This window comes from Bacillus paramycoides, from assembly GCF_001884235.1.
In the GTDB taxonomy this organism is placed as follows: Bacteria; Bacillota; Bacilli; order Bacillales; family Bacillaceae_G; genus Bacillus_A; species Bacillus_A paramycoides.
Map to the genome: position 1 here is coordinate 1 of NZ_MAOI01000048.1, position 15,865 is coordinate 15,865.

Genomic DNA, 15,865 nt, shown 5'->3' on the forward strand with positions numbered 1-15,865 from the left:
CTACTTGTATTCGCTGCACTTCTTACTCGGAGGCTTGTCGCGTTAATTTTTCCTACTTCTTGTGTTCCATTTGTAATGTTTTCCGCTGGCTTTTCTTCTTGTTTTCCTGCTTCTAATTTCACAAATTCTAACGACACATAACCTTCTTTTCCTTGATAATTGATTTTCGCCCAGCCGTTCGCTTTTCCTAACACTGTTACTTTCTCGCCATTTTTCAAGTTTCCTAGAACTGCGCTACTTGTATTTGCTGTACTTCTTACTCGTAAACTTGTCGCATTGATTATTCCAATTTCTTGCGTTCCATTTGTAATGTTTTCCGCTGGCTTTTCTTCTTGTTTTCCTGCTTCTAATTTCACAAATTCTAAGGATACATAGCCTTCTTTTCCTTGATAACTAATTTTCGCCCAGCCATTTGCTTTTCCTAACACTGTTACTTTTTCGCCATTTTTTAAGTTTCCTAGAACTGCGCTACTTGTATTTGCCGCACTTCTTACTCGTAAACTTGTTGCGTTTATTGTTCCTGTTTCTTCTGCACCATTTTTAATTGTTGGTTGCTGCTGTTTTTGACTAGAAGCGTCAGGCGTTTGAATTGCATCTCCAAATTTTAAAAACTCTAAAGATACATACCCCTCTTTTCCTTTATATTCAATCTTTGCCCAACCATTTGCTTTTCCTAATACCGTTACTTTTTCATTTTTTTGAACATAGCCAATCATTGAACTACCTAAAACTGGACTATTACGTACATTCAAACGAGTCGCCGTAACGATTCCCTCTTCTTTTTGTCCATTATTAATTGTTGGTTGTTGTTGTTCAGCACCTGGGGTTTTACCCGACAATTTCAAAAATTGTAATGAAACATACCCCTCTTTTCCATCATGAGAGATTTTAGCCCATTCTTTTTCCTGACTTAAAACTTGTACAGTTGTTCCTTGTTTTACTGTTCCTACAACTTTACCTTGAGTTGTAGGTTGTTCACGTATATTTAAGTTTGTTGCATTTACTGTCGCTAGATTATCACTTTCTGCAAAGGCATGAGTCGAAACAAAAGATGCTGCTGTTGCTAGAAATGTACCTGTTATGATTTGTTTTGTTATTTGCTTCATAATTTTTATAAGAATATAAGCAATCCTATATTCTTCAGCCCCCCTTTTTTTTATCCGTCTTACTATTAATCTTAACATATCATTCCGGAATATTTATTTTGAATATTAGAATATGAACATAAAAATTATGAACTTCTTTTTCTATATATTGTTTTTTGTGTAAAATCCTTTTCCCTATGAAATATTACAAAAGGATGTATTAATGGGGATTTCAGCATTCCTAATTGGTATGGTACTATTTATTCGTCGCAAAAATGCAAAATAAAAAAGCAACATCCTTCCATCTAAAAAATACACGATACAAATTATAAAACTAAAATAAAAGAACTTTGGATTGAAATTTATTATTCAATCCAAAGTCCTTTTTATCATCTATATGCAAAAATATTAATACGCTTTTCCCCAATACACCATGTGCTTAGCTTCTTTACCACAGCAAATACATTCTTCCGCTAAGCTTTCTTGTTCGAACGGAATACAACGTGAAGATACTCCAACTTCTTCTTTTAATTTTTCTTCACAAGCTAGTTCTCCGCACCACATCGCCTTAATAAAACCTTGCTTTTCATCAGCTGCTTTTTTCATCTCTTCGAAATTCGTCACACTATAAGTATTCTCATCTCGAAATACTTTTGCTTTATTAAATAAAGAATGATGAATCTCCTCTAGTAATGATGGAATACGTTCTTCTAATTGATCCATTGATATAAACTCTTTTTCTTTCGTATCTCGCCTTACAAGTACTACTTGATTCTTTTCAATATCCTTTGGACCAACCTCTAATCTAATTGGAGTACCCTTCATTTCATACTCATTAAATTTCCAGCCAGGTGTTTTATTGCTAGCATCTATTTTTACACGTGCAACCTTCTGAATACGACCTTGTAACTCTATTGCTTTTTCTAACACACCTTCTTTATGCTGAGCAATAGGAACGATAACAACTTGTAATGGTGCCACTTTCGGTGGCATTACAAGTCCATTATTATCACTATGAACCATAATAAGTCCACCTATCATTCTTGTTGATACACCCCAAGATGTTTGATGTACGTATTGCCACTTACCGTTACGGTCTAAAAACTTAATATCAAATGCTTCAGAGAAGTTCGTTCCAAAATTATGAGATGTTCCTGTCTGAAGCGCTTTTCCATCATGCATTAAACTTTCAATCGTATAGGTTGCCTTCGCTCCTGCAAACTTTTCTTTTTCTGTTTTTTGCCCTTTAATAACTGGAATTGCTAAATACTCTTCACAAAAAGCAGCATATAAATTTAAAATATTTAATGTTTCAGTTTGAGATTCTTCTGCTGTTTCATGAATGGTATGACCTTCTTGCCATAAAAATTCAGTTGTACGAAGAAATGGTCTCGTCGTCTTCTCCCAACGAACTACTGAACACCACTGGTTATATAACTTTGGTAAATCATTATATGATTGAACAATTTTTGAAAAATGCTCACAAAATAGAGTTTCAGATGTAGGGCGTACACAAAGTCTTTCCGCTAATTTCTCATCCCCACCATGAGTAACCCATGCCACTTCAGGAGCAAATCCTTCAACATGATCTTTCTCCTTTTGTAATAAACTCTCTGGAATAAACATTGGCATATACACATTTTCATGACCAGATGCTTTTAATTTTTCATCCATCACTTTCTGCATATTTTCCCATAATGCATAACCGTATGGACGTAAAATCATACAACCTTTCACACTTGAATAATCAACAAGCTCTGCTTTTTTCACAATATCGGTATACCACTGAGCAAAGTCATCTTCCATCTTCGTAATGGCCTGTACTTGTTCTTTTGCCATAGTCACTATTCCTCCTTTAGAAAATAAAAAAAGCCCGCGTCCCCAAATAGGGACCGAGCTTTGTCGGCGTTACCACCCTGATTCATACACAAAAAATTGAGTATGCTCTCTTTTTGATAACGGGAATTCCCCGCTGCATATGCAGAACTCAAAGGTAGGTTCCATATCGCCTTTTTAAGAATCTTCCAGCCAAAAGGATTCTCTCTCTACAAAAAAGGTAAGACATGTACTAGTCCTTTTTCATCGTTATAACGAAATAAATTTGTTGAATATCATAATATAAATTTTATTGCAAAACAAGAGTAAATTTTCTTATTTTTATACATTCTTTTCAGTTATTGTTATTTTATACATAACTTTTCCGAACGATTTTTACAAGTTGATGAGCAACCATGCCAATAAGTGTACCAATTAAAACAAAGAAACAAATAAATCCGTATCCCATTCCTTCCCATCCACCGATAACGATCATTGTAACAGGAAAGAAAGCTAAACAAAGAAGTATTAAAATAAGTGAAAATATAATATCAAACTGTTTGTCTGGAAAACGTTTCTTTAGTAAATAAGAAATTGCAAATACAAGGAAAATTGTGATTCCACCAATGATATAAAAGGTACCAAAGCCATCCAGCCAATCCATAGTATTCCCTCCTTACATTCATTCCCTTATAATCATTATATGTTTAAGTTTTCTGAAAATAAACAATAAATTTTATTCAAAAACATATTTTTATCACCAGGTATTAATAGTAATATATAAGAATAGGTTTTATATAATCAGGAGGTCTACTTTATGGATAAAGCATTAACAAATCACGTCATCATATTATCTTTTGACTGTTTATCAGCTTTAGATCTTCCGATATTACAAAAACTCCCTAATTTCCAATCTTTAATGAAAAAGGGCGCTGTTGCGGAAAAAGTAGAGCCGATTTATCCTTCTGTAACATATCCGAGTCATACAACAATTATAACCGGTAATTATCCTAATAAACATGGCGTTGTCAGTAATACATTACTTCAACCAGGACGTGAGTCACCAGATTGGCATTGGTATCGAAAGTCCATTAAAGGAACAACTTTATACGATGAAGCACGTAAAGCAAATTTAACGACAGCTGCCCTACTATGGCCTGTTACTGGAAGAGCAAATATTGATTACAATTTACCAGAAATCTTTCCAAATAGACCATGGCAAAATCAAATTTTAGTTTCATTATTTAGCGGTAGTCCTCTATATCAATTAGATTTAAATCGTCGTTTTGGCCATATACGAAATGGATTGTCACAGCCTGAGCTTGATGATTTCGTCCTTGCTTCCGCTGTCCATACAATTCAGACGAAAAAACCTAATGTTATGTTTGTACATTTTACTGATTTAGACACGCAAAGACATTATCATGGTTTTGAGTCTAAAGAAACACTAGCTGCAGTCCATAGGCACGACGAACGTCTAGGAAAAATTATTCATGCATTAAAAGAAAGTAGTATATACGAAGAAAGTACAATTATTGCACTTGGCGATCATAGCGCTTTAAGTGAAAACAAAGCAATCCAATTAAATGTCCTATTCCGTCAAAAAGGGCTTATATCCGTAAACAAAAATGGAAAAGTACAAGATTGGAAAGCTTATTGCCAAAGCTGTGACGGATCTGCATACGTACATGTAAAAGATAAAAATGATACTGAAACGATTAAAGAGATTCAACTTCTTCTCGAAGAGCTTCTTCAGAATAAACAAAACGGAATTGAATTTATTCTACACGATGAAGATGCAAAAGAACGCGGTGCTGATGGTAATTGCTTATTTATGCTAGAAGCCATGGAAGGGTATTACTTCATTGAGAATCATATAGGTGATTTCATAAAAGAGATTACTAAAAAAGATGTTACTTCTAGTAAAAAATATACATTTGGAACACACGGATATTCCCCAACAAAACCTAACTATGAAACAATTTTTATAGCTGCCGGAAAAGGTATTCAAAGTGGCGTTACAATCCCTTATATGAGACTCATTGATGAAGGTCCCACTATCGCTAGATTACTCGGTTTGTACTTAGGTGAAACAGACGGAGCAATTGTAGAGGATTTACTTCAATTGTAAAGAACTGTGTATATATGTAAAAGTTATGTAAAAATCATCCTTGTTTCTCTTTTTACAATTTTTATTTTTGTACACTGTTAGTAGAACAAATTTAAGGGGGAACATTATATGAAAAGAATGTCCAGGCAAGAAAAAAGCTGGATATTATATGATTGGGCAAACTCGGTATATTCGCTAGTCATTACAACTGCAGTATTTCCTATTTACTTTAAAGCAGCTGCAAAAGAAGCCGGACTATCTGGTGCAACTTCAACAGCTTATTGGGGATATGCAAACTCGTTTGCTACACTTTTAATTTCTATACTTGCTCCTATTCTCGGCACAGTTGCTGATTATAAAGGATTTAAAAAACGATTTTTCACATTCTTCTTTGGACTCGGTATCGTATTTACAAGTATGCTAGCAGTTGTTCCAACATCTCAGTGGTACTTATTACTAGGTTGCTATATGCTCGCATTAGTCGGCTTTGCTGGGGCAAATATTTTTTATGATGCATTTTTAGTAGATGTTACCTCTAAAGATAGAATGGACCAAATTTCTACGAGAGGTTTTGCATTAGGTTATATTGGGAGTACAATTCCTTTTATCGGTTGTATTGCTCTTATTATTCTTGCTCAAAAAGGAACTATCCCCTTATCGGTCGGCATTGCTAGTCAAATTTCCTTTGCAATAACAGCTCTTTGGTGGGGACTATTTACAATTCCAATGCTAAAAAATGTAGAGCAAACACACTATATTGAACGTCAGCCAAGACCAATTGCAATGAGCTTCAAGCGCCTTGCTAATACTTTTAAAAATATTAAAGAATATAAAACTGTATTTATGTTCCTAATAGCTTACTTTTTCTACATTGACGGGGTAGATACAATTATTACTATGTCTACCGCTTACGGAACAGATCTCGGTATTAGTGCAACTAATCTATTAATCATCTTATTTGTAACACAAATTGTCGCTTGTCCATTCGCTTTATTATACGGAAAATTATCGGAAACATTTACCGGTAAAAAAATGCTATATGTCGGTATTATTATTTATATCATTATCTGCACATATGCTTATTTCTTAAAAACGACACTTGATTTCTGGATCTTAGCAATGCTAGTTGCTACTTCTCAAGGCGGAATTCAAGCACTTAGCCGTTCATACTTCGCAAAACTAGTACCGAAAGAATCTGCAAATGAATTCTTCGGATTCTATAATATCTTCGGTAAATTCGCAGCAATTATGGGTCCGGTATTAGTTGGTGTCACAACACAATTAACAGGAAAAACTAACGCTGGTGTCCTTAGTGTTATTGTCCTATTTATTATCGGGGGATTCCTATTAACTAGAGTGCCTGAAAATGATACGTCCGTTACGCCACCTAATCCTAAAACTAAAACAATATAAGAAAAAGATCCTCTTCACACAAGAAGAGGATCTTTTTCTTTATTTTTAACGATAACGCCTTACAATTAAAAACTCTATAGCTGGCTTTACAACTATAGCAGCGCATAACGCAAACAGAAGCGGTATGTTATGAAAATCAATCCATTTATTAAAACCTACCGATGCGAAAAACAAACCAAAAATTAATACAACTAGTACATAATATGTAACATTTGCACTTGTTTTTAATACATGTTTTTCTAAATCTTCGTTCTCCTCAGTTGCCCCTTCAACATTATGCGATACCAAACTTTTAAACATATAATGTAATGCGATGCTACAAATAAATAGTGCATACCAGTTTACTTGAAGTTCAGTTAACCAATAGTAAAGTGCAAACACTAGCGTACTTATAGCTACTAATGCCGTAACTAAAAGACTTATTTTCTCTTTCCCCAACAACTACTCCCCCTACTGCTTGTACAAAAATAGTTTATCAACAGTTGTTCCTAATACTTCGGCTAAACGGAATGCTAATGCTAAACTTGGGTCATATTTATTATTCTCAATTGCATTTATCGTCTGTCTTGAAACTTTACACATATCAGCTAATGCACCTTGTGAAATATTATTTTCAGTGCGTAATTCATAGATTTGATTTTCCACATTATTTCTCCTAACCTGTAAAATTATTTTTACAACATCAGTATATAGTTGGTACATTTCATTGTCAAAAGATTCCCATAGAAAAAGGGAGCAGCTCTGCTCCCTTACAATGGCTATTTCGAAACCACTGCATTCGTTAGTTCCTCTTGATTAACAATCTCTTCTTTATTCATCCTCATACGTAAGATTGGCAAAATTGCCAATAAAATAAGTGACATTGCTATACAGAATACAATAACTAGTGAAGTCATTTCCTTCAATCCTCCAGCTAGTGAAGTTCCAATTAACATAGCACCCATAAACAGTGGTAAAATTGTCCCATTTACTCTTCCAATCATATTTTCTGGTACAAGTTGAATCATAAGCGTCCCGACCACAATATTTACACAGGCTAAACAAATTCCTGTGCCAAATCGCATCAAACTAGTAATCCAAAACGATGTAGACAGTCCTTCTACTAAAAATGATATCGCTAATATACTCATGCCGAATACAAACATTTTTTTCGGATTTACTTTTGAAGTAAAAACTGCTGCAACAATACCACCGATTAACATACCTATCCCGTCAGCTGCAGCTAAATATTGAACTGCTTCCTTTTCCATGCCTAAACGTTCGATCACAAGGAATACTTCTAATGGATTCGTTAATCCAACTGCTAAACCAATAATTGTGAAAGTGATCGTGATCATACGTAAATTTTTCGTATGAAGAACGTATTTCCATCCTTCTTTTATATCATTTTTTAATGAACCTCTCACCGCTTGCTCTTGTTCAACCCATTTTGGTAATAGCGAAAGAACAATAGCCGATAACAAAAATAAAATGATCAAGCTATATAGTGACGTAAATAAGCCAAGTTGTGTATACACAATTGAACCTACAACTGGTCCAAAAATCATAAATAACGACTGTAATGTTTGGTTAAATGCAATAGCACTTGCTATCTGTTCTTCCTTTACATAGCGCTTAAATATACGTGAAGATGACGGCTGAGAGAACTGACCTACAATTGCGGAAACGAGTGTTGCAAAAAATATTGCCTGCCAGTAATCAATCTTTAACAACAAAACAATTCCTATAATAGACAGTACACTTAATACATCTCCAGCGACCATTGTTCTTTTCGGGTTCCAGCGATCTGCTAGCGCACCACCAATAAACGAGAAAATAAAAATAGGTGCATATTCCATAACTGATAATAGTGACACTGACATTGGATCATTATTCGTTCGCTCCATTATGAAATACAAAAGAGCCATATTCCTTATCCAAATTGCAAATTGCTGTAAAATATCAGATGCCATAACGAGCATAAATGCTCGATTTTTAAATAAAGCTTTCATTTTCACTCCTCCTTTTATAAACCGACCGTTCGGTCTAATTTATTTTATAAGAAAAGCTGCTGATTTATTATTCAGCTGCCATCCCTTTTAACAATACATCTATTGCCCTTTTATAAATTCGTTTTAATTCGTTATTATCAAGCTCGTAGTAGAGCACTCCCAGCCCCGATAATAAGCCGTTTACAATATACATAAGATCACGAGTGTTATCTTCACGGAACTCTCCAGACTGTATACCTGTTTCAATTAATTTCTCAAAAATACCATATGATTCTCTAGTTAAAGCTAGCATTTCATCTAAAATCTCTTTGCTTACAACTTGACTCATAGAAAATTCCTCTATTGCATTAGAAATAGGTTGCTGTATATCCTCTACATGATATTCTGCGAAGCCATATAATTTCTCAGTACTAGTAATATACAACTTCTCTTTTTCATTCCATTTCTCAAGCCAATCATACGTATGCTGTTTCACTACAAATAAAAATAATTCTTCTTTACTTTTAAAGTAATAATAAATACTTCCCTTACTTCGCCCTGTAATCTCACAAATATCTTCCATAGATGTAGCTGCATAGCCTTTTTGTGAAAACAGACTCTCTGCTTTATATGCAATTTCTTTCTTTATCTCTTCTGCGCTTTTTCTCATTCTCACACCTCTTTAAACCGACCGTTCAGTCTAATAATAACAAATGAAAAACCTCTATCGCAAGAGGCTATATTCCTTATTTACGAAAACGTATTTTCAAACCAAACTCGAATCATGTGTATTGTTCCAAATTTAAACCCCAGTTTAACAAGAAATACGCCTCCAGCAACTAATAAAAATAATGCTACTTTCCCTTTGTTTTTCACTTTCGGTTCCCTTTTCATTTCCATTCCCCTTATAACATGTTTATAAAGTGAAACTTTAATCGAACGTTTGTTTAACTGTTTTTTATGTGTATGTAATTCCACTAATCAAACGTTTGTTTAAAAAGAAATACGCCCGTATAAGGCGTATTTCTCATCAATCACCACCGCCGCCTCCATCGCAGCTACCTCCACTATCTCCGCCAAAAGATCCTCCGCAATCATGTGAATGACCGCCATCATGTGAACTATTACTATCAGATCCAGCAAAGAAAAATGATGGTGATGAGGTGTTAGAAATATTATGTGCATTACTTTTTTTAGTAAGGTTTGCTCTTCGATTATTTGATTTAACTGATGCTGCAATCATCCAAACTAAAACACAAAATAGTAACGCTGCAATAACAAACCCCATATAAAAACCTCCCTTATTTTTCTAACAATTGAAGTACTCTCTCTATATTTTCAAGTGAAATAAAGCGCGATTCACGAAGAATCTCCTTCCCTTCATGAAATAATAGAACTGTCGGCCCTGTAAATACTAAATATCGACCCGCAATCTCTTGCATGTCTTGTAGTAAAACCTCTACTTTCTTTACGTAATCATAACCCTCTAATACATAATTTACTTTCCTTAACATAACATCACAAACACCACAATTTTCCGTTTTTATAAACAGAAGTACTAACTGCTGTTCTTCAATATATGTCGCTAATTCTTCTACCGTTTGAAAATGATTCATCTTATCCCTCTTAACGTAATTTGCGAAATACTTTATCTTGATACATACGAAATGCTGAATTGTCTTTAATTTTTCTCTTTTCCATTAACTGCTGAAAACGCAAAGTTTTTACTGTTAGTTCTTCTTGTAATTTTATTCTCTCAACCTCATCATAACAGCAAGCGATTAAATCCTCTATTTTTAATATATCTTTTTGCAATTCCATTTCTGGTGGAATCATACCCGCATTTTTCAATATTTTATAACTCATTCTTAATTCTGGAGGTACCATTGAAAGGTCTTCTAATTGTAGTGGTTTTCCTTTTCCCGGCCTATTATTGAGATCTCCATTCCGTATTGCTTGACGAATTTTTTCTTCAGCAATATTCAAAAACACATCCACACTATTCCCTCCTTTACATATTTTTACTATTATTTTACATGAAATTTCAATTTTCTGCTACATTACGCAATAGCAAAGACACACAAGTTTTGGATTCTAAAATTAGTAGTAAAACAAATAATCGTTATGTAATTACTAATGTAGGATGGAGTGGCGAAATTCCTCCGGGTGGATTCGTTAGAATCAGAGGCGCAGGAACAGGAAATCCTGCTGAACTTTTAAATGCAGTCATTAGTGAAAACTAAACGTAACCTTATTTAATTATTTCAATAAGGTTACGTTTAGTTTTTAACGTTAATTCCTAAATTCAAACTTTTAATTTTATAAAAAGTAAAAAATCAACATTCTAATAATATATTATATTTATATTTAGTTTCTAATATGAAGTTTGTATGAAGCTCAGCTGAATTTTACATGAATTTCCTTTAATTACTATTGTCTTCCCATACTAATCACATTATCCTTTACATATAGGAATAATTTTTATTCCACTTCAAACTATCTATATATATACAAAGAAAGATAGTGGCCTATTAGGGAAAGGCATCTAGTATTATTATAAATATAATCGCAGAAAAAGCACGCTTATAAGCGCACCATAAGAGTGCTTCTTCATACAATTCTCATGTAAGAATTCTCGAAAATCATGTTAATTACAAAGAAAAGGCATTAGCTCATAAAAGCTAATGCCTTTTCTTTGTGATTATTTTTAAACGTTCCATTCTTCAATATTCCATACTTTTGTTATCCACGCTTTATAGAAAGAGGGCTCATGTGAAACAATTAAAACCGTACCTTTATATTGTTTTAACGCTTCCTGCAAAGCCATCTTAGTCTCTGTATCCAAATGGTTAGTTGGTTCATCTAAAATTAAAACATTGCTTTGAGTTACGATAAGTTCGCATAATCGTACTTTCGTTTGTTCCCCTCCACTTAATAAATGGATAGGTTTTAAAACATGATCTTCTTTCAATCCGCACTTTGCTAATGCTTGTCGGATTTCTTTTCTTGTCATATCTGGTCTCCCTGCCCATACTCTTTCTAGTGCAGTTATTTCTGAAGCGAATTCCTCTTGTGCAAAATAAGCTGGTTTTACCCGTTCACCAATAAAAACTGAACCGCTTAACGGCTTTATTTGTCCTAGTAATGTTTTTAACACTGTTGTTTTTCCAACCCCATTATGACCAACAATTGCAATCTTTTCCCCTTTTTTTACTTGAAAATCCAATTCTGGAAATAACGGTTCACCATAACCAATTTTCAGTTTCTCTACCTGTAATATACGACTCACTGGCTCAGTATAAACATTAAAATCAAAACGCGCACGAGGTACATCGTTAACCTTTTCCACCTTTTGCATTTTCTCTAATACCTTCTCACGACTTTTTGCTTGTTTCGCTTTTCGAATTTTATTTTTTTGAATAAAGGTTTCTAAATGTGCAATTTCTTTTTGTTGTTTCGCATACGCCGCTTGTAATTGTTTCCTTTGTAATTGATAACTTTGCAAAAAGGCTTCATAATCTCCTACATAGCGCTTAACCTTTCGTTCTTCTAGATGATAAATAACATTCGTAATATTGTTCAAAAATGCCTCGTCGTGCGAAATGATAATATAAGCTTTTTCATACATTTTTAAATACGATTGCAACCATTCTATATGCGCTGTATCTAAATAGTTAGTTGGCTCATCTAATAATAAAACATCCGCTTTTTCTAAAAGGAGTTTTCCAAGTAATAACTTTGTCCGCTGACCACCACTTAACTTTGAAACATCCTTTTCCATCCCTATTTCAAACAAGCCTAAACCGGTTGCTACTTCTTCAATTTCTGTACGAATTTGATAGAAATTAGAACCTTCAAGTATCGTTTGTAGCTCGCCATACTTTACTAATAGTTTCCCTATCTCTTCCGTTATAGCCATCTCTTCTGTAATTTTTAACATTTCACATTCAATCGCATACAAACTAGAAAATGCACTTTGCAAGTATTCTTCAATTGTTATACCTTCTTGTAAATCCATATGTTGCTGTAAAAAGCCAACCTTCACATGTGGAAACCATTCAATTTTCCCATCATCATGTATAAGCTCTCCTGTTAACAGGCGTAACAATGTTGATTTTCCAATTCCATTTTTCCCTACTAACCCAACATGTTCGCCCTCTAATAATCGAAAACATGCATTATATAAAATAGTTTTCTCACCATATGAATGGCTTACATTTTCTACTGTTAATATACTCATTTTATCTCTCTCCTCTACTTATAGTTCATAAGCTAAATAGAGAGAACAACAGTATAAAGCCTTATTTAGTTGTACATATAAAAATGGGTAAGGTGAATACACCTTACCCATTACAATTTATTATCGTAAAAAAGGATTAAGGTTCTTTACCTGCTGTCTTCAATTTAGCTTAATCTTTAAAAATGGGCAGACTTCTCCCGTATCAAGCTAAAACCATTTGAAGAACAGTCGATAAAGTCATTTTATCCTTTCACTCCTTTTACATTTGTTATATTACGAGTATAAACTACTCTGTTATATTCTATTCGCTATTTTTCCTTTTGTTCCTTCTTATTCATTTCATGTTCTGCAAAAAAGCCTCTTAACAGTAATTATACTAAAACTGTTAAGAGGCTTTTTCTATTTTTTCATATAAGGAGCCAATACTCTTAAAATTTCTTCCTTATCTTTCTTTAACTCCAGAGATGTTAACATATCCATTGTTCGCGGTCGAGGTAATTTCACTTGTACCTCTCCAACAATTGATGCCGGTCTTTGAGATAAAATAAATACGCGATCAGAAAGCAAAATTGCCTCATCTAAGTCATGTGTAACCATAACAATTGTCTGCTTTTCTTGATGCCAAGAATTTAAAAGCCAACTGTGTACTTCCATTTTTGTAAATGCATCTAATTTTCCAAAAGGCTCATCGAGTAGCATAATTGGCTTTTCACATAAATATGTGCGAAGGAAACTAATTCTTTGACGCATTCCACCTGATAGCTCATCTGGGTAATGATTTGCATATTCATCTAGCTCAAACTGCTTTAATGCTTCCATTCCTTCTGTCAGCCTTTGTTTTTTAGGCTTCCCTTCGATTTCTAATGGAAGAACTATATTTTGTAAAGCAGATCGCCACGGTAGTAATAAATCTTGTTGTGGCATATAACTAACAACATCTTGTTTTTTTACATAATTCTCGTTATAAAACACTTCTCCACTCGTTGGTTGTTCAACACTCGCAATCATATTTAATAATGTGCTTTTTCCACAACCACTTGGGCCTACAAAGGAGACAAACTCTCCCTCTTGTATGGAAGCACTAATATTTGCTAATACATTCTTTCCATCGAAAGCTTTTACAATATCTTTTATTTGTAATCCACTCATTTTTCACTTGGAAGGAATTCATTTGTAAAAGCATCTTTTACATCAATTTTCTTTTTAATAACTTTGTTGTCATATAAGAAATTCATGTAATTCGTCCAAATCTCTTCCTTCTGTACTCCCCACGCTTTTGCATCATCTTGATACTTTGTACTTAACCACTTTTGACTTTCTTGTACTAATTCTTTATTCACATCTGGAACAGCTTTAATTAAAATATCAGCAGCTTCTTTCGGTTCTTTAATTGCAAAATTATAACCTTCCGTCGTTGCAGTCATAAACTTTTTCACAAAATCTTTATCTTGCTTCGTATGTTTTTCACTTGTAATAATGACAGGACTATAGAAATCGAGCGCTGGATCTAAGTCTTTCACCATAATTGTATTTAACTCTTTTCCTTGACGCTTCGCTTCAATTCCATCCCATCCATAATAAATCCATTCAAAGTCTGCATCACGACCGATTGATTTAAAGAAATCTGTTTGTCCAAGAATAATTTTTTCAACTTTATTAAAATCAGCTTGATGTTTATCCATAATTGTCTTTAACGTCGCTTCTTCTGCTGGTCCTCCCCAGCCACCATAACGTTTACCTTCAAAATCTTTCGCTGAAGCAATATTATCTTTCTTTAACGATGCAAAAGCAGATGTATTATGTTGAATAATTGCACCGACCGACACAACAGGAATACCTTCAACGCGAGCCAATGTTACATTTTCTTGTGCACTTATCGCAAAATCAGCTTTTCCTGAAGCTATCATTTGTTCGGCCGTAACATTATCACCTGGTTGAATGATTTCTACATCTAACCCTTGTTTTTTATAATAATCTTTAGTCTTCGCCACATATAAACCAGTATGGTTTGTATTTGGGAACCAATCTAAAACGACTTTCACTTTCTTTTCTTTGCTTGTGCTCTCTTCTTTCTTCGCCGCATTACATCCGGCAACACCAACTGCTAATAATGCAGCTAACATAATTTTCAAACCTTTTTTCATTTTCTGCCGCCCTTTCTGTATATCCATGGTGCTGTTATTCTTGCCATAAATTCAACAATAAAGTACAGGAATAATGTCACCATGACGATAATCGCTGCAACACCAAATACACGAGCTGTTAAAAAGGATTTTGTCGCTCTTGTGAGCATAACGCCTAACCCTTCACTCGCTCCAAGCCACTCCCCAATAATCGCTCCCATCACACTATATGTAACGGCAATTTTTAAACCTGAGAAAAAGTATGGAAGTACTGCTGGAAATTTCACTTTCTGATAAATTTGCCACTTTGTCGCCTTCATCGTTTGTAACAACTTCAGCATATTTTTATCTACCGTTTGGAAGCCTTCTAAAATGCTAAGCGCAATTGGGAAGAAACAAACAAGAATAACAACCATTACCTTTGGCAACATTCCGTACCCAAACCAAATAATAAATAATGGCGCGAGCACAACGATTGGAATGGTTTGCGAAATAACGAGCAACGGATTCATTAAAATCCGAAATAAAGGAATAACATCCATAATGATAGCAATGCTCGTTCCGAGTAAAATCGCAAAAAACAATCCAATAACAACTTCTTGTAACGTTTGTATTGTGTTTGGTAATAATAAATCTTTCATTCCAATTAATTCTTGTACAATTGCAGAAGGCTTTGGTAAAATCCACGGCTCAATTTTAAATAACGAAACAGATCCTTCCCATATAGCAATGAGAAGGATAAGCCAAATTGTTGTAATTATTTTAGATCGCTTCTGGTTTTGCATATTCATCACGGTACTTCCAAACCTTTTCGTCAATCGTTACGCCCGTACTTGGACGATAGTGAATTTTAATAGAAGTGATAACTTCTTCTGCTCCAGCATCGACGCAAGCTTGTTGTGCGCGTTTAATGACGTCAAGAAGTACATCTAATTCTCCTTCCAGCGTTGTTTCCATTGCCCCTACTTCATAACGAACTCCCGATTGTTGTACAACTTCAATCGCTTTATCAACAACAGAATACACATCTTTTGATTTCGCTTGTGGTACTACTGAAAATGAAATTGTAACTTGTTGTGACATAATAAAATCCCCCTTACAAAATATGT

18 protein-coding genes and 1 other annotated feature are annotated in these 15,865 nt (G+C 34.2%); of the genes, 2 read left to right on the forward strand and 16 right to left on the reverse strand.

The features are described from left to right. The 3 genes from BAU28_RS07635 to BAU28_RS07645 all read right to left on the reverse strand — a co-directional run. A partial coding sequence (locus tag BAU28_RS07635) for an SH3 domain-containing protein (protein WP_165615153.1) occupies nt 1-1,106 on the reverse strand: 1,106 nt, incomplete at its 3' end. Between the two features lie 387 nt (nt 1,107-1,493). Further along, nucleotides 1,494-2,924, reverse strand: coding sequence for a proline--tRNA ligase (gene proS, locus BAU28_RS07640; protein WP_071718229.1), 1,431 nt, complete (start codon nt 2,922-2,924; stop codon nt 1,494-1,496). Nucleotides 2,925-2,969: 45 nt separating this feature from the next. After that, nucleotides 2,970-3,177 (reverse strand) — a binding site (T-box leader). 93 nt (nt 3,178-3,270) lie between these two features. Beyond that, nucleotides 3,271-3,564, reverse strand: a complete 294-nt coding sequence (locus tag BAU28_RS07645; protein ID WP_048375479.1) for a YesK-like family protein — start codon at nt 3,562-3,564, stop codon at nt 3,271-3,273. A gap of 153 nt (nt 3,565-3,717) precedes the next feature. On the opposite strand from BAU28_RS07645, the gene BAU28_RS07650 reads away from it, so the two are divergent. Both BAU28_RS07650 and BAU28_RS07655 read left to right on the forward strand, forming a co-directional pair. Then, nucleotides 3,718-5,031, forward strand: a complete 1,314-nt coding sequence (locus tag BAU28_RS07650) for an alkaline phosphatase family protein (RefSeq protein ID WP_071718230.1) — start codon at nt 3,718-3,720, stop codon at nt 5,029-5,031. Between the two features lie 108 nt (nt 5,032-5,139). Further along, nucleotides 5,140-6,423: an MFS transporter gene (locus BAU28_RS07655; RefSeq protein ID WP_071718231.1), complete on the forward strand. Its 1,284-nt coding sequence runs from the start codon at nt 5,140-5,142 to the stop codon at nt 6,421-6,423. 45 nt (nt 6,424-6,468) lie between these two features. Here the strand turns inward: BAU28_RS07655 and BAU28_RS07660 are convergent, their stop codons facing one another. From BAU28_RS07660 to BAU28_RS07725, 13 genes are all read right to left on the reverse strand, one after another. Continuing rightward, nucleotides 6,469-6,861, reverse strand: a complete 393-nt coding sequence (locus BAU28_RS07660) for a hypothetical protein (RefSeq protein WP_071718232.1) — start codon at nt 6,859-6,861, stop codon at nt 6,469-6,471. 12 nt (nt 6,862-6,873) lie between these two features. Next, a complete protein-coding gene (locus BAU28_RS07665; protein WP_083594600.1) occupies nt 6,874-7,125 on the reverse strand; it encodes a helix-turn-helix transcriptional regulator in 252 nt (83 codons plus the stop codon). Nucleotides 7,126-7,181: 56 nt separating this feature from the next. After that, nucleotides 7,182-8,414 carry an MFS transporter gene (locus BAU28_RS07670; RefSeq protein ID WP_071718234.1) on the reverse strand — a complete coding sequence of 411 codons (1,233 nt, stop codon included), beginning with the start codon at nt 8,412-8,414 and terminating at the stop codon, nt 7,182-7,184. 67 nt (nt 8,415-8,481) lie between these two features. Continuing rightward, a complete protein-coding gene (locus BAU28_RS07675) occupies nt 8,482-9,063 on the reverse strand; it encodes a TetR/AcrR family transcriptional regulator (RefSeq protein ID WP_071718235.1) in 582 nt (193 codons plus the stop codon). A gap of 80 nt (nt 9,064-9,143) precedes the next feature. Continuing rightward, on the reverse strand, nt 9,144-9,287 hold the full coding sequence (locus tag BAU28_RS07680) for a hypothetical protein (RefSeq protein ID WP_025150520.1): 144 nt from the start codon (nt 9,285-9,287) through the stop codon (nt 9,144-9,146). A 136-nt stretch (nt 9,288-9,423) separates the two neighbouring features. Beyond that, a complete protein-coding gene (locus BAU28_RS07685; protein WP_071718236.1) occupies nt 9,424-9,681 on the reverse strand; it encodes a hypothetical protein in 258 nt (85 codons plus the stop codon). A gap of 13 nt (nt 9,682-9,694) precedes the next feature. Continuing rightward, entirely contained in the window at nt 9,695-10,009 is a 315-nt protein-coding gene (locus BAU28_RS07690) for a thioredoxin family protein (protein ID WP_002174687.1), read from the reverse strand. A gap of 10 nt (nt 10,010-10,019) precedes the next feature. After that, nucleotides 10,020-10,391, reverse strand: coding sequence for a DnaJ family domain-containing protein (locus BAU28_RS07695; protein ID WP_071718237.1), 372 nt, complete (start codon nt 10,389-10,391; stop codon nt 10,020-10,022). 709 nt (nt 10,392-11,100) lie between these two features. After that, entirely contained in the window at nt 11,101-12,633 is a 1,533-nt protein-coding gene (locus tag BAU28_RS07705; RefSeq protein ID WP_071718238.1) for an ABC-F family ATP-binding cassette domain-containing protein, read from the reverse strand. Nucleotides 12,634-13,032: 399 nt separating this feature from the next. Continuing rightward, nucleotides 13,033-13,782, reverse strand: a complete 750-nt coding sequence (locus BAU28_RS07710; protein WP_025150523.1) for an ABC transporter ATP-binding protein — start codon at nt 13,780-13,782, stop codon at nt 13,033-13,035. Next, nucleotides 13,779-14,777, reverse strand: coding sequence for an ABC transporter substrate-binding protein (locus tag BAU28_RS07715; protein ID WP_002174683.1), 999 nt, complete (start codon nt 14,775-14,777; stop codon nt 13,779-13,781). Before BAU28_RS07715 ends, BAU28_RS07710 begins: the two co-directional genes overlap by 4 nt. Then, on the reverse strand, nt 14,774-15,547 hold the full coding sequence (locus tag BAU28_RS07720) for an ABC transporter permease (protein ID WP_002174682.1): 774 nt from the start codon (nt 15,545-15,547) through the stop codon (nt 14,774-14,776). The genes BAU28_RS07715 and BAU28_RS07720 overlap by 4 nt, the downstream gene beginning before the upstream one ends. Continuing rightward, nucleotides 15,519-15,839, reverse strand: a complete 321-nt coding sequence (locus BAU28_RS07725) for an MTH1187 family thiamine-binding protein (protein ID WP_002174681.1) — start codon at nt 15,837-15,839, stop codon at nt 15,519-15,521. Before BAU28_RS07725 ends, BAU28_RS07720 begins: the two co-directional genes overlap by 29 nt. Nucleotides 15,840-15,865 lie beyond the last annotated feature (26 nt).